Origin of the sequence: Anaerosolibacter carboniphilus (assembly GCF_014205875.1) — a bacterium.
In the GTDB taxonomy this organism is placed as follows: Bacteria; Bacillota; Clostridia; order Peptostreptococcales; family Thermotaleaceae; genus Anaerosolibacter; species Anaerosolibacter carboniphilus.
This window is the reverse complement of the sequence record NZ_JACHEN010000011.1, coordinates 1-15,215: the sequence shown is the minus strand read 5'-3', so window position 1 is coordinate 15,215 and position 15,215 is coordinate 1. Positions and strand designations below refer to the sequence as shown.

Genomic DNA, 15,215 nt, shown 5'->3' with positions numbered 1-15,215 from the left:
GGAAAACTAGAATGCATAAGATAACAAAGAGGGAGAGATTATATGCATTCTAAACCTAGCATTCATGTAAAGAATGAAGTTGGAAATTTGAAAAGGGTATTGCTCCATCGTCCTGGTGGAGAAATTGAAAATATTGTGCCAGATTACTTAAGACGATTATTATTTGATGAGATCGCATATTTAAAACAGGCTCAAAAAGAACACGACCAATTTGCACAAATCATGAGAAATGAAGGAGTAGAAGTTCTATATCTAACAGATTTAATGGCAGAAGTATTAAGAGATCGTACAGTAAGAAAACAATTTCTAATGGATTTTATGGAGGAAGGTAAGATCACTACACCAGGACTTCAAGATGCATTACAGGAATATTTTGACCCTATGGAGCCGAAAAAAATGATCGAAAAGTGCATTGAAGGCGTACGAAAAGAGGAACTAAAACACATTAAACCAAAGGCTCTTGGAGACATGGTAAAAAATCCATATCCATTTTATCTTGATCCTATTCCAAATTTATATTTTCAACGAGATCCTTTTGCTTCTATTGGAAATGGCATTAGCTTAAATGTAATGTCATCCACTACGCGCAATCGTGAAACTCTTTTTGCAAAATATCTATTTGATCATCACCCGAATTTTAAGGGGGTACCTAGATGGTATAATAGAGACAAAACTCATCCAATCGAAGGCGGAGATATTTTGGTGTTGTCAGATAGAATCGTAGCCATCGGTATAAGCGAGCGGACGGATCCGATTGCCATTGAGAAGGTATCCGAGAATTTATTAAGGTCAGATGAACCTTTTGAGGTGGTACTGGCATTCGATATCCCAAAAACAAGAGCCTATATGCATCTGGATACTGTATTTACTATGGTAGATTTTGATAAGTTTACCATCTATCCAGGAATAGAGTCACCTTTAGATGTTTATAGCATAAAGCGAAAGAGAGGGGATGCTTTTCATATCACTTATGAAGCTAGTAAACTTGAAAATATACTTAAAAAGTATCTTAATTTACCAGCTGTTCAACTGATTCGATGCGGTGATGGAGACTATATTGCAGCAGGAAGAGAGCAATGGAGTGATGGAAGTAATACCTTGGCCATTGCTCCTGGCAAAGTGGTATGCTATGATCGCAATTATATAACCAATGAGGCACTTCGGAAAAATCATGTTGAAGTGCTAGAGTTTGATTCCTATGAATTATCAAGGGGAAGAGGAGGACCTCGCTGCATGAGTATGCCTTTATTACGAGATGATATCTAAGAATCATATCAATAAATAAAGTATATTGGTTACAAGTTTCTATAAATAGAATTTATAATTTATAGAAATAAATGAACTATTGAGACATGATCCCAATCATGATATAGTAATTACAGGAACATATGATGTTTCCTGTTAAAGGGGAGTAGCTGCCCAGTTGGGTTGATAAAGTCAACAGCCGACAGGTGAATAACCGTCTGGCTTTATCCTTTGATTTTTCAAAGAAGTAAGACCTTTAGCATAGTTTTATCCATTAGGATAGAATTGTGTTAAAGGTTTTTTAATATATGTCAATGTTTTAGACTATAAACAAGGGGATTAGATTAGAACAGGTTAAGTTAGAATAAATATAAAGAAGATAGAAAAATTGGATAATTGATAGATATATTAATTTAACAAAGAGGTGTTTGTGTGAGACAGTTTATTGTTATTGGCTGCGGGCGTTTTGGATCAAGTGTTGCAAAAACTTTATATGAGGCTGGATATGATGTGCTGGCTATAGATAAGAATGAAGATGCGATACAAGAAATAAGCGATTTTGTAACCCATGCAGTGCAGGTAGATGCCACGGATGAGACTTCTATTAAGTCTTTAGGGATTAGAAATTTTGATGTGGCTATTGTAGCCATAGGTTCTGATATTCAATCTTCTATACTTGTGACACTTATGGCAAAAGAGCTTGGCGTGAAATTTGTGGTAGCGAAGGCGCTAAATGAGCTCCAAGCCAAGGTGCTCTACAAAATTGGAGCGGATAGAGTTGTTTTTCCAGAGCGGGATATGGGTATACGTGTAGCCCATAACCTTATGTCTGCCAATATCCTCGATAATATTGAATTGGCATCCAACTACAGCATTTTAGAAATAGCTGCCATGAAAGAGTGGGAAGGGAAGAACCTTAAAGAGTTGAACTTAAGAAAAAAATATGGAATCCATGTACTGATTATAAAGCGAGGTGAAGTACTGAATAGCGCACCTAACCCTAGCGATATTATTCAGAAGGGTGATGTTTTGGTTGTTATTGGATATAAAGAGGAACTGCAAAAATTAGATTTAATTGTTTAAACTCCTATTCATATATATGATTGTAGAAGGGTATGCTATGTATAGAATACTTTAAGGAGTAGAGTGTCAATGAAAATAAATAAAATTAGAGAAATAGAGTACTTAGAAGAATCGGTAGAAGTTACCCTGGATGTGGAATTTGACAAGGATTTTACCAATCGATGGGAACTGGCAGATCCATATATATTGGCCGTGTATACAAAAGGGGACGATAACTGTCTAGATTATGTGGAATTGCTCGAACAAGGAATGATCGTTCATGGGTATGAAATGAATGAAGATGAAATGCAGCAAGTTTCTGATTTTTTAGATCAGTATCATGTGAAAGAGAAGATAGAGAATGGATACAAATCTTAAAATGTCGGCAAGAAATTGCTGACATTTATATTTTATGAAAGCTCTTGACATTTGAAATATAATTAGTATACTAATAATTATGGATGAAAATAATTAGCATACTAACCATTTGGACTAGGAGGTGATTTGGGTATGGAGAGAATGATGAATGATTTAGGATACCTTATCAATAAGGCTGCAAGACTGACCAAATGGGAATTAAAAAATAAATTGAGTGATGTGGGTCTCACTTCATCACAGTTTGCAGTAATTAGAGAAATAGGTTGCAACGAGTGCAAGAGTGATAATACGATAAGTCTTTCTCCCGCAGCTATAGCAGAGAGGTTACATTCAGATCGGCCTACTATATCCGGTATTATTCAGAGGCTTACAAATCAAGGATGGGTACGAAGAACAGAAAATCCCAATGATAGAAGGTCACAAATTATCGTACTTACAGAAAAATCTAAAGAGCTTATGGAAAACTTTGAATCCTTGAGCAATGAAGCGATAAAAAGAGGAATATGGGATTTTAAGGAAGAAGAAATAGAAAATTTAAAGGGTTATTTAAGAAGAATTATTGATAATTTTTCTTAATATCTAGGAAAATGTGATTGTTGGTTTCCTAGGGAAAACAAATTGCCGAAAGGCAAATTTGTTCAAAAGAATAGGAGTGAGTCTATGGATCAAGCAAAATTATTAGGAGAAGAGAAAGTATCGAAACTTTTGATTAAGTTTTCTGTACCGGCCATTATTGGAATGCTGGTAAATGCATTATATAACATGGTAGACCGTATATTTATCGGAAATGGGGTGGGATCCCTAGGGATAGCAGGTATAACCATTGGTTTCCCTATTATGTTGGTCATCATGGCATGTGCTATGCTTGTAGGAATTGGTTCCACGTCTCTGTTATCTATTCGATTGGGAGAACAGAAACGAGATGAAGCAGAGCGAATCATAGGAAATGGAATGGTATTACTTATTGTAATTTCACTGGTGATAACCATACCTGGCCTCTTATTTTTGGAGCCACTGCTTAAGCTATTTGGCGCAAGTGCTGCAGTGTTGCCCTATGCAAAAAATTATTTAAGCATTATTCTTTTGGGAACTGTGTTTCAATCTATTGGTTTTGGTATGAACAATTATATCCGTGCGGAGGGAAATCCTCAAATTGCCATGTTTACCATGCTGATTGGAGCCATATTAAACACGATTCTAGATCCGATTTTTATCTTTGTTTTTGATTGGGGTATTCAAGGAGCGGCTATAGCAACTATTTTATCTCAGACTGTTTCGGCTATCTGGGTATTGTGGTACTTTTTCAGCGGGAAGAGCTTGTTGAAAATTCGGCTAGTCAATTTGAAATTAGATTCTTCACTGGTAAGGAAAATATTAGCTCTTGGTTCTGCACCCTTTGCTATGCAGCTTGCAGCCAGTTTGCTGAATGTGATCTTGAATAGAGGCTTAATGCAATATGGTAGTGATATTGCTATTTCAGGCATGGGTGTTGTTGGCAGTATTATAACGTTGATATTGATGCCCATTTTCGGAATTAATCAAGGGGCTCAGCCAATTATTGGATATAATTATGGTGCTAAGGAATTTAAGCGAGTGAAAAAAGCCTTAAAGCTAGCAGGTATAGCTGCTACAGGTATTACGACTTTAGGATTTATTATTACAAGACTATTTCCCGTACAGTTGATTTCTATGTTTAACAGAAGCGATCAGGAACTGATTAATTTTGGAACCTATGCCATGAATATATTTTTGATTTTTCTACCGATCATAGGCTTCCAAATCATAGCTGCCAATTACTTTCAGGCTGTTGGTAAACCAAAGCAGGCTGCATTTTTAAGTCTCTCAAGACAAGTGTTGCTTCTAATTCCTGCCCTATTCATCCTTCCGAAGTTTTATGGGTTAAAGGGTGTACTGATGGCAGGACCGGTAGCTGACTTGGGGTCTTCGATTATTACAGGAATTTGGCTGTTTATGGAGTTAAGAAGTCTAGACGAGAAACATCAAGAGGGTAAATCGTCAAAGCTTCAGATGGAATAGTCTGAAACAAAATTTTAAGACCAAGCTAAGTTGTAAAAACATCTACTGATATAGGTAGATGTTTTTCTTTGTTATTAAGGAAATAGCTTGCGCAAAAGCCTGTGGATAAGTACTTAGTTGGAGGGCTATTTCCTTAATAATGGGGAGTGCAGAGGGAATTCCCCTCGCCGGTTTAGAGGGGGTGCTCAGGATGCTCACATCCGTCGAAGGGGGAAGTAGTTCCCCCTAGCGAAGAACAAATTGTGAAGCGATTTTGTTCATTAGAAGAGGAATTTGAAGTGATAAGAAAGAATATATAATATTGAATACAAAGAAAAAGGTGATAACGATGGATTTGTTTGATATACAAAGAGAAAAGAATCTTAAAAAGGAAGCACCATTGGCAGAACGTTTGAAACCTAAAAAATTGGAGGATTTTATTGGACAAGAGCATATTGTAGGTCATGGCAAGCTGTTGTGGCGAGCGATCAAAGCGGATCGCATTACTTCTCTGATCTTGTATGGACCACCAGGAACAGGGAAGACGAGTTTGGCAAAGGTAATTGCAAATACGACAAAGTCGAATTTTGTTCAGTTAAATGCAGTTACTTCAGGTGTAAAGGATTTAAAAGAAGTTGTGGAGAATGCCCAGAATATTATGGGAATGTATAATAAGAAGACGATTCTTTTTTTAGATGAGATTCACCGTTTTAATAAGGCACAACAGGATGCACTGCTGCCATATGTAGAAAATGGCACCTTGACACTCATCGGTGCAACTACTGAAAACCCTTATTTTGAAGTAAACAATGCTTTAATCTCTCGATCTATGCTATTTAAGTTGGAGTTGTTAGATGAGGAAGCTATTCGAAAAATAATCCTTCGAGCCATTCATGATTGTGAATTCGGATTAGGGCTGTTTGAAATAGAAATACAACCTGAGGCTTTAGAATTTTTATCAAGCGTAGCGAACGGTGATGCCAGAAGAGCATTGAATGCATTGGAACTAGCTGCCTTAACAACTGAAAAAAGGGAAGATGGTAAAACCTACATTGATCTAGATATTATGAAAGAGTGTTTGCAGAAGAGACATATTCAGTATGATAAAAATAATGATTATCATTATGACATCGTATCGGCATTTATTAAGTCTATGAGGGGTTCAGATCCTGATGCTGCCCTTCACTACTTGGCAAGGATGATTAGTGGGGGCGAAGACCCTATGTTCATCGCCCGAAGAATTGTGATTGCAGCAGCTGAAGATGTAGGGCTAGCTGATCCCAATGCTTTGGTTGTTGCCAATAGTGCTGCCCAGGCGGTGCAGTTTATTGGGATGCCAGAAGGAAGGATTATTTTGGCTCAAGCGGCCGTATATGTAGCGACTGCACCAAAGAGCAATGCCAGTTACATGGGAATCAACAAAGCATTGAAGGACACTGGAGAAAAAAATATAGGGCTTGTGCCTATTCATTTAAGGGATCAGAGTTATGGTGCTGCTAGAAAGATGGGTCATGGACTGGGCTATATGTATCCCCATGATTATCCGGATCATTATGTAGCACAGCAATACCTTCCAGATGAGCTTTTGCATACCCAGTATTATACGGCCACAGAAAATGGCTATGAAAAAAAGGTAAAGGAGCGACTAAATTGGCTGGAAGGGAAAAAGCGTTCGCATGAATAGTTTCATTGGAAATGGTGAATACTTACACTAACTTAGAACGACTTGAACATTGTCAAGAAAGGGAAAAAAGATTTGACATATGTTTGAACCAAGCATATAATATGCTTAACAAACCATATAGCAAAAGACAAAGAAGAGAAGAGTAGATAAGGGATGTAGTCCTAGCGAGTCGGTGATGGTGGAAGACCGATACAAAGCCTTTATTGAAGAACACCTCAGAGTTTCTAACCGAAATCTTAGGAAAGTAGGCTTAGACGGAGCCAAACCGTTATCCATTGGGCAGTGTTGGATGTTTTCTTCAACGCTGGTAGGAGTTGGTCGTTTTGACAATGAGGGTGGTACCGCGGAAATTAGCCTTTCGTCCCTGCTTAGGGAGGAGGGCTTTTATATTTTTGTAACAATATTTCGTAAATTCGAAAAGGAGGAAGTACGGAATGATCAAATTATTAGAAGTGAAGAAAATTTTTAAAGAGACTGATCAATACCTAGATCAAACTGTGAAAATCGGAGGATGGATTCGAACCTCTCGAACGTCAAAAACATTTGGATTCATAGAACTGAATGACGGGAGTTACTATAAAAACATTCAAATTGTACTTGAAGATCAATTGGAAAATTTTGACGAAATATCCAAGCTGCCAATCAGTTCAGCCATTATTGTGGAAGGAAAACTGGTAGCTACACCCGAAGCGAAGCAGCCATTTGAGATCAAGGCGACTCATATTGAAGTGGAAGGACCTTCTACACCCGACTATCCTTTACAGAAAAAAAGACATAGCTTTGAGTTCTTAAGAAGCATTGCCCATCTAAGACCAAGAAGCAATACCTTTTCAGCTGTGTTTCGGGTAAGATCCATTGCTGCATATGCCATACATAAGTTCTTCCAAGAGAGAGGATTTGTTTATGTGCATACACCAATCATAACCGGTAGTGATTGTGAAGGGGCTGGAGCGATGTTTAGGGTTTCTACCTTAGATTTTAACAATATCCCTAAAGATGAGGAAGGCCGTGTAGATGTTTCAAAGGATTTCTTCGGAAAAGAGACAAATTTGACGGTGAGTGGGCAGCTTAATGTAGAGTCTTATTGTATGGCCTTTAGAAATGTATATACCTTTGGCCCGACGTTTAGAGCTGAAAATTCCAATACAGCAAGACATGCGGCAGAATTTTGGATGATCGAGCCAGAAATCGCCTTTGCTGATTTGGAAGACAATATGGAGTTAGCTGAAGAAATGATGAAATTTATCATTCAGTATGTCATGGAAAATGCTCCGGAAGAGATGGAGTTTTTTAACACATTTATTGATACAGGCTTATTTGACCGTCTTAATAACGTATTAAATTCAGAATTTGGTAGAGTAAGTTATACTGAAGCAATTGAAATATTGAAGAACTCAAAAGAATCTTTTGAATATCCTGTGGAGTGGGGATGTGACTTGCAGACAGAGCATGAAAGATACCTAACAGAAAAGGTATTTAAGAAGCCCGTATTCGTGACGAATTATCCAAAGGACATCAAAGCATTCTATATGAGATTAAATGATGATCAGAAAACAGTGGCAGCTATGGATCTTCTTGTACCAGGTGTTGGTGAGATTATTGGAGGTAGCCAAAGGGAAGAAAGAATGGATGTGCTGGAGAGAAGAATGGAAGAAATGGAGCTCCACAAAGATGATTATTGGTGGTATCTTGAATTAAGAAAATATGGCGGAACAAGACATGCAGGGTATGGGCTTGGATTTGAGAGAGCCATTATGTATTTAACAGGTATGGGTAATATCAGAGATGTAATTTCTTTCCCAAGAACAGTAAAGACGGCAGAGTTTTAATAACATTGGAGGGGAACCTAAAAGGGTTCCTCTTTTTATTTCGCGCATTCATTCTATGAAAGTAATTTTTATAGTATAATGGAGAATGTAAATAAGCGTGTCGCTGGAGGCTTTATGAAATATAATATAATACGGAGAAAAGATGTATATCTCTCACTCATAGGAACGATTAGTTTTATTGCTTTATGTATTTTTTTTCGTTATCCATTATTCATCGGTCTATTTGGCAGCACATTACTCGTAGCGTTTATTGCTGTAAAAAGTGGCATCCAAGCAAAGCAGGTTATGAAAATGCTCATAGCTGGAATCGAAGAGTGTCAGACTGTATTTATGGTAATTATATTGATAGGGATGTTAATTGCTCTATGGATGGCTTCGGGTATTGTGCCAACCATGATTTATTATGGATTTAATTATATTCATCAGATCAACTATGTATTGGCCTGCTTTGTATCAGCGGCGTTGATTTCATTGATCATGGGAACTGCCCTAGGAACGGTAAGTACCATTGGTATGGTCTTATTGGGAATGGGAAGAGGACTTGTGATTCCCTCACCCATTTTGATAGGTGCCATTATTTCCGGAGCTTTTATCGCTGATAAGGTTTCTCCAATTGGTAGTCTGGTGAATTTAACAATGAAAACCACCGATGTAAGGTACAAAGATGGAGTAAAGAGTATCCTTGTAACGCTTATCCCAACGATGATTATTAGTGCTGTATTCTATTACATGTTGGGAACACGGTATAATGTAGGCCTTTATCAGGGTGTATTGCAGGCTTACCAAAAAGGAATAGCTTCGAATTTTTACATTTCACCCATCCTCATGATTCTTCCAATCATTGTGATTGTTCTTGCAATGATGGGTGTAAAAATTATTCCCAATATGATATTTGGAACAATCGGTGGTATTGGATTTAGCTTATTGATGCAAAATATTTCTCTTTTAGAAATGATAAAAATAATATATTATGGGTTTGGAGCCAATACTGGCATGGCTGAATTGGATCAGATATTAAAAGGTGGCGGTATTCTACCCATGTTTGAGGTTATTTTGATTGTATTAGGTGCTGTTTCTTTGAACAGTATCTTGGAAGGGACGGGCATGATTCGTCCCATGGTCGATCAATTAATGGCCGATACAAAATCAAAGGGAAATTTAATTTTTAAAACAGGGATTTTAAGCAGCTTATTAACGATTATTACCTGTGATCAAACAGTAGGAATCCTCTTGCCTGGAAGGTTTCTCAAATCTAAATATGAGGAATTGAACGTTGACAGGGCGATCCTGGCAAGAACCATTGCTGACACAGGGACCACTATTGCACCCCTAATTCCTTGGAATGTAAATGCAATCATCGCAGCAGCTATTACTGGGGTTTCAGCTGGAAAGTATGGACCTTATGCTGTGCTTTGTTATATATCACCAGTTCTTACAATTATTTTTGGATATTTAGGAACATCAACGAATAAAAGAAAAGAAAATGTCGCAGAATGAAAAGGTAAGTTTTTTATTGAAATATATTTGAATTACAATGCTTAAATCCAAGATCTATGATTTACTTTAAAAAATGACTGTGCTATACTTGATTTTATCAGTATATAGTTGCTAGAATAAAGGGGAGTAGCCAATGGCCATCGGCCATATAACTAGTCGTCATCTCAGCTGTTATAACAGCTCGGCTGGTTTATCAAGAAATCTTGAAGGCAAGACCTTTGTTTATACAAGAATTGTATAAACAAAGGTCTTTTTTGATATCTAAGAAATGATGATCACATGATTTCTTAGATGTGAGGTGTGCAGAGGGCTTACCGTATTCAGGAAGGTGCGCAGCCTGCTTTGCAGGCGTCGAAGGACACCCAGGGTTTCCTAGCGAAAAATTGCCGATAGGCAACTTTGTTCATATATAGGAAATTATGGTTTTCAATTTCCTATATGTGGGGGATTTTTAAAGGGGTTCACCCCATCATACTATCTCTATGCAATACAACTATTTAATGATATCTTATATTGCAGAGAATCTAAACCTTCGGTTAATTTAAGCAATAGAGATTTTGAGAGTCTTACTCGAAGAAATCTCTATTGCGCTATGAGCATTTGCGGAGCAATTTGCGATTTTTATGTCCAATAATTGGAGGGTCACAGCGAAGCGTCACAGAGAACTATTAGTTCCCTGTGAAGAACAAAAGCACTTCCTTTCACTTTAGAACATGAAATGCTTTTGTTCCAAACAGTAATTGAGGAGGATGTTATTCATGTTGATGGAAAAATTGTTAGTAGGAATTCAGGGTTTGACCCTAGGAAATGTAGGAATGTTTTTAATAGGAGGCTTTTTAATTTATCTAGCGATTAAAAAAGAGTATGAACCTATGCTATTGTTGCCCATAGGTTTTGGAGCAATTCTTACCAATATCCCTGTCGTTGAAGGAATACCGGGGATTGCTGACCCTCAGCATGGTGTTTTAGGAATCTTATTTAATACAACGATTTTAACAGAGCTATTGCCTGCGTTTATCTTCATTGCTGTAGGTGCTATGATCGATTTTACTCCACTGCTGAGAATGCCTTCCATGTTGTTTTTTGGAGCGGCTGCTCAATTTGGGATATTTTTTACCTTATTAGCAGCTCTGCTACTCGGATTTCCTTTAAAAGAAGCAGCATCTATTGGCATCATTGGCGCTGCCGATGGACCTACATCCATCTTTGTAGCTAATCGATTTGCGAAAGATCTCTTAGGACCAATTTCTGTAGCGGCTTATTCCTATATGGCGTTGGTGCCGGTAATTCAGCCACCTGTTATCCGTGCCTTAACCACCAAGGAAGAACGTAGAATTCGAATGGATTATCATGATGTGAAAGTTTCCAAAACAGTGAAAGTTCTTTTCCCAATTTGTGTGACGATTTTGGCAGGTATTATTGCGCCGATTAGTGTGACGTTGGTAGGATTGTTGATGTTCGGCAACCTAATCAGAGAGTGTGGTGTTCTAGATAGACTTTCACAAACAGCGCAAAATGAGCTGGCGAATTTAGTTACTTTATTCTTAGGTATTATTATAGGTTCTACAATGAAAGCCAGTGCATTTTTAGATTGGGATACTTTGATGATTATTGGAATGGGACTTGTGGCATTTATCTTTGACACAGCAGGCGGCGTTATTTTTGCTAAAGTATTGAATTTGTTTGTAAAAGAAAAATATAATCCTATGGTGGGTGCGGCTGGAATTTCTGCCTTTCCCATGTCAGCAAGAGTGATCCAGAAGATGGCACAAAAGGAAGACCCAACGAATTTTATTCTTATGCAAGCCGTTGGTGCAAATGTAGCTGGTCAAATAGGCTCCATTATCGCAGGCAGCGTTGTTCTGGCATTATTATCTTAGGAGGTTGATACTATGAATTTTGAACTCATTCCTGAAGGATTAAGAATTATGGCTTATGGTATGGGAACTACCTTTACAATATTAATTTTATTTTACTTTATGATCAAGGGATTGCTAAAATTTTTCCCATATACTGAGGAATAAAAAAGACTCAATTCGAGTCTTTTTTTGTGGGTAAAATAATTTTATGATTAAACCATAGCAGAGTATGGGAAACTATTACAGAGAATGATTGGGTAGGATGTGATGATTTGAAGAGGCTAATTTTGCTTATATTCGTGCTAAGTATGATGATTTCACTGATAAGGTATGTTTCTGTCCGATGGCTATTCCATGGCTTGATGATCGTGCTGATGATTTTAGCTTCAGTTGCCCTCATGAAGGATATTCAACGCGATCAACATGGAAATACGGCGAGAAAAGGGCAAGAATACATCGAACTGCTAAATGGCCAAGGAATGTATAAAAAAGACATAACGGTACAAAGCGTTTTAGGAAAAAGGTATAGTTATCCCCAATACTTTAGCGAAAGTATTTTTGATCAGAATCATATTGATCTATTAGAAAATGAAGATAAATTCCATAAAGCAGTATTTGAAACTATCAGAAAAGCAAAAGAACACATTCATATAGAATATTTTATCATTAAGGATGATGAGATCGGAATGAAGTTTAAAGAACTGCTTGTTCAGAAAAGCAGAGAGGGCGTAGAAGTAAGATTCCTCTATGATGGTTTTGGATGTCTGCTAATGAAGCCAAAGTATATTCGAGAGTTAAAAAAAGAAGGCATAGAGGCAGTTGCTTTTTCACCAATTTGGCAAGGCATTTACAATTTAAGTCTGAATCATCGCAATCATAGAAAACTCTTGGTAGTAGATGGAAAAGTCTGTATTACAGGTGGAAGAAATATCGCCGATGAGTACTTTGGAGAAAAAACAGAGATCGGGAAATGGAAAGATTTGGATATTATAATCGAGGGTGATTCTGCAAGACAGCTACAAATTGTTTTTTTGAGGGATTGGTATGTTGCTACAGGGAAAGCATTAACGGATAAAGCCTATTTTAATAACGAAAGAAAAGATGGAGAAATTTCAGTACAAATTGTTACAGGAGGACCTGATTCACCTCAAAATAATATTGAACACGCCTATTTCTCATTAATAAATAGGGCAGAAAAGCAGATTCATATTATAACACCTTATTTTATACCTTCTGAAAGCATCGTGGTTGCCCTTGAAAATGCTGTGGCGAGAGGCGTGGATGTGCAAATACTGATTCCAATTGATTCTGATAATATTATTGCTAAGTATGCTACAAATCTTTGGGCTAGAAGGCTCGCAAAATCTGGTGTCAACATATTTAAATTCATGAATGGTTTTACCCACAATAAAATGATTGCTGTAGATGGGTATGTTGCTTCAGTAGGTACCGCAAATTTTGATTATCGAGGCATGCAAAGAGATTATGAAATAATCTGCATCATCTATAGTGAAGGATATGTAGAGAAACTGGTTGAAATCTTTAACGAGTATGTAAGTCACTCTTATAAAGTAGAAGCACAAGGACAAGAAAGCATGGCTGACATGGCAGGTATGCAGTTGATTAAATTGATAAGAGGATCCTTATAAATAAGAATCCTCCATGAATGTTCTTATTAAATAGATATATCATATTTACTTAGTATTTCACTAACTTCATCTATACTAGTAGGTATAATGTCTAGAAGCTTTTCAGGGTTGGATTTCAAAAATTCTTCCAGTTTTGGTTGAGGAACAAAGTAAGTATTCATGTGATCCGATATATTTTTAAATTCAATTACACATATGATCTTATACCATTTGTTTCTATATTTTTCAATCTCATTCTTATCTGCATGACAATAATAATAATATATATCATCAGAATCAAGATAAGATATTCCTTCATGATGAATCATAATATCCCTCCACAAAAACATACTTTAGGATATACTTATTAACTGAAGTATAAAAATATTACTTCTGACGAAAAACCTTGTTACTTATAATGTGCAGCTGAAGCCATTATTTGGAGAATGAGAAAGAAATTTGTAGAAAAAAATCGAAAAAATATATTGTAAAGAAAGGCCATCTTGTTTATAATTTATAATAGAAAGTCCAATTTTCCAAGCAAAATAGGGTGAAGCATAAAAGAAAACCATCTTCTTAAGGAGATGGTTTTCTTTTATGCTTATGCCAAATATCTTTTCATAATAATGTTTTGAGCTGCCAATAGAGAAGAACCTAGGTTACTGACTTCATTTCCACCACCTTGTGCTGTCTGGGGATTTCCGCCCCCTTTTCCGTTAATTAAAGGTGAGATTTCCTTAAAAAGCTCATTCATATTGATGTTGATTTCACTTGAGCGACTTAGAACGATCTGAGCTTTTTCGTTATCCTTTGTTCCGAATAAAACAACAACATTCGGATTGGATACGATTTTAGCTGCCAATTGTCTAAGCTCTCCGAAATCTCGTTGCTCAAAAACCCTATGAATAATTCTCACGGTCTTGCTCACTTCGGCTTGATCATAAAGCGCCTTTGCTTCATATACCATGAGCTGATCATGCATACTTTTCAAATCTTTTTTCATCGTTTGATTTTCAGAATACATTTTTTCAACGGCTATCTGAGTATCTTGGTCCTTTACTGAAAACAAATTGGAAAGTGTATTTATTTGATCATTTTTCCATGTATAGTCTTTCAAAGCTCGGTTTCCGCAGACAAACTCTATACGGGTAGTATCACGAATTTTTTCCCAACGACGTATCTTAATGATTCCCACTTCGCCTGTCTGAGATGGGTGTGTACCGCCACAGGGAGAATAGTCAACTTGATCGATCTCGACAATTCGAATATTCTCTGTGACTTTTGGCTGCTTTCGGAGCGGTAATGCTTTAAGCGTTTCTGGATCAGGGTATAACTGTTTTACATGGAGATTATTCCATATCACCTGATTGGACAAATATTCAGCTTTTTCAATCTGTTGTTTTGTTATATTTCCAAGGGTGATATCAATTGTAATGTACTCTGTACCTAAATGAAAACCCACAGTTGCAGCATCAAAGAGTTTATCAAAAGCAGAGGATAGTATATGTTGACCAAGATGTTGTTGCATATGATCAAATCTTCGTTTCCAATCTATTTTACATTTAGCATGTATGAGTTTTTCAGGGGGAATATTGACAACATGATATATCTGGTGATTCTCCTCATATACATATTCAACTTCACTGTCTTCGATCCATCCTTGATCATGAGGTTGGCCTCCTCCTTCTGGGTAAAAAGCTGATTGATCTAAAATAACATGATATTTGCCTTCTTTTTCAAGAATACTTAATATATCTGCTGTAAATTCCTTTAAGTAAACATTCTCATGATATAGTTTTTTCGTCATGGTTTTCAATCCTTTCTTGTAGTCAATCCTATTCATTCTATTATTTTCTATATATAGGGATAAAATCCTGCGACGAATAAATTTTTCTGAAAGTATAAAAAAAGATCCTTAGAGGTTCTAATGTTGCATCAAAGAAATAATTACAGATTGACAATGGAAAAATTTTAATAATGAAAAAAAGAACCTCTTTTGCTTTAATGGAAGTACGCC

At 36.8% G+C, this 15,215-nt stretch carries 13 protein-coding genes and 1 other annotated feature; of the genes, 11 read left to right on the top strand and 2 right to left on the bottom strand.

The genetic code is table 11. The annotated features are described in order from the left end of the window. Positions 1-42 precede the first annotated feature (42 nt). The 11 genes from arcA to cls all read left to right on the top strand — a co-directional run bounded on the left by arcA (position 43) and on the right by cls (position 13,219). Complete coding sequence (gene arcA / locus HNQ80_RS09705; protein ID WP_184310457.1) at positions 43-1,266, top strand: arginine deiminase; 1,224 nt, start codon at positions 43-45, stop codon at positions 1,264-1,266. Between the two features lie 411 nt (positions 1,267-1,677). Further along, positions 1,678-2,328, top strand: coding sequence for a potassium channel family protein (locus HNQ80_RS09700; RefSeq protein ID WP_184310456.1), 651 nt, complete (start codon positions 1,678-1,680; stop codon positions 2,326-2,328). 69 nt (positions 2,329-2,397) lie between these two features. Next, the gene (locus HNQ80_RS09695; protein ID WP_184310455.1) at positions 2,398-2,685 is read left to right on the top strand and encodes a hypothetical protein; all 288 of its coding nucleotides are present in this window, start codon (positions 2,398-2,400) and stop codon (positions 2,683-2,685) included. 132 nt (positions 2,686-2,817) lie between these two features. After that, positions 2,818-3,261: a MarR family winged helix-turn-helix transcriptional regulator gene (locus HNQ80_RS09690; RefSeq protein ID WP_184310454.1), complete on the top strand. Its 444-nt coding sequence runs from the start codon at positions 2,818-2,820 to the stop codon at positions 3,259-3,261. Between the two features lie 84 nt (positions 3,262-3,345). Beyond that, on the top strand, positions 3,346-4,722 hold the full coding sequence (locus HNQ80_RS09685) for an MATE family efflux transporter (RefSeq protein WP_184310453.1): 1,377 nt from the start codon (positions 3,346-3,348) through the stop codon (positions 4,720-4,722). 301 nt (positions 4,723-5,023) lie between these two features. Then, on the top strand, positions 5,024-6,385 hold the full coding sequence (locus HNQ80_RS09680) for a replication-associated recombination protein A (RefSeq protein WP_330602821.1): 1,362 nt from the start codon (positions 5,024-5,026) through the stop codon (positions 6,383-6,385). A gap of 121 nt (positions 6,386-6,506) precedes the next feature. After that, positions 6,507-6,754: a binding site (T-box leader), on the top strand. Between the two features lie 65 nt (positions 6,755-6,819). After that, entirely contained in the window at positions 6,820-8,214 is a 1,395-nt protein-coding gene (asnS, locus tag HNQ80_RS09675; RefSeq protein WP_207726947.1) for an asparagine--tRNA ligase, read from the top strand. Positions 8,215-8,328: 114 nt separating this feature from the next. Further along, positions 8,329-9,711, top strand: a complete 1,383-nt coding sequence (locus HNQ80_RS09670; protein WP_184310451.1) for a Na+/H+ antiporter NhaC family protein — start codon at positions 8,329-8,331, stop codon at positions 9,709-9,711. A 758-nt stretch (positions 9,712-10,469) separates the two neighbouring features. Continuing rightward, the gene (locus tag HNQ80_RS09665) at positions 10,470-11,591 is read left to right on the top strand and encodes a sodium ion-translocating decarboxylase subunit beta (RefSeq protein ID WP_330602820.1); all 1,122 of its coding nucleotides are present in this window, start codon (positions 10,470-10,472) and stop codon (positions 11,589-11,591) included. Positions 11,592-11,603: 12 nt separating this feature from the next. Beyond that, positions 11,604-11,735: an OadG family protein gene (locus HNQ80_RS09660; RefSeq protein WP_184310450.1), complete on the top strand. Its 132-nt coding sequence runs from the start codon at positions 11,604-11,606 to the stop codon at positions 11,733-11,735. Positions 11,736-11,842: 107 nt separating this feature from the next. After that, on the top strand, positions 11,843-13,219 hold the full coding sequence (gene cls / locus HNQ80_RS09655) for a cardiolipin synthase (RefSeq protein WP_184310449.1): 1,377 nt from the start codon (positions 11,843-11,845) through the stop codon (positions 13,217-13,219). Positions 13,220-13,245: 26 nt separating this feature from the next. On the opposite strand, the gene HNQ80_RS09650 is transcribed toward cls, so the two are convergent. Further along, positions 13,246-13,527, bottom strand: coding sequence for a hypothetical protein (locus HNQ80_RS09650; protein WP_184310448.1), 282 nt, complete (start codon positions 13,525-13,527; stop codon positions 13,246-13,248). A gap of 272 nt (positions 13,528-13,799) precedes the next feature. Next, entirely contained in the window at positions 13,800-15,041 is a 1,242-nt protein-coding gene (locus tag HNQ80_RS09645) for an alanyl-tRNA editing protein (protein WP_207726946.1), read from the bottom strand. Between the last annotated feature and the right edge of the window lie 174 nt (positions 15,042-15,215).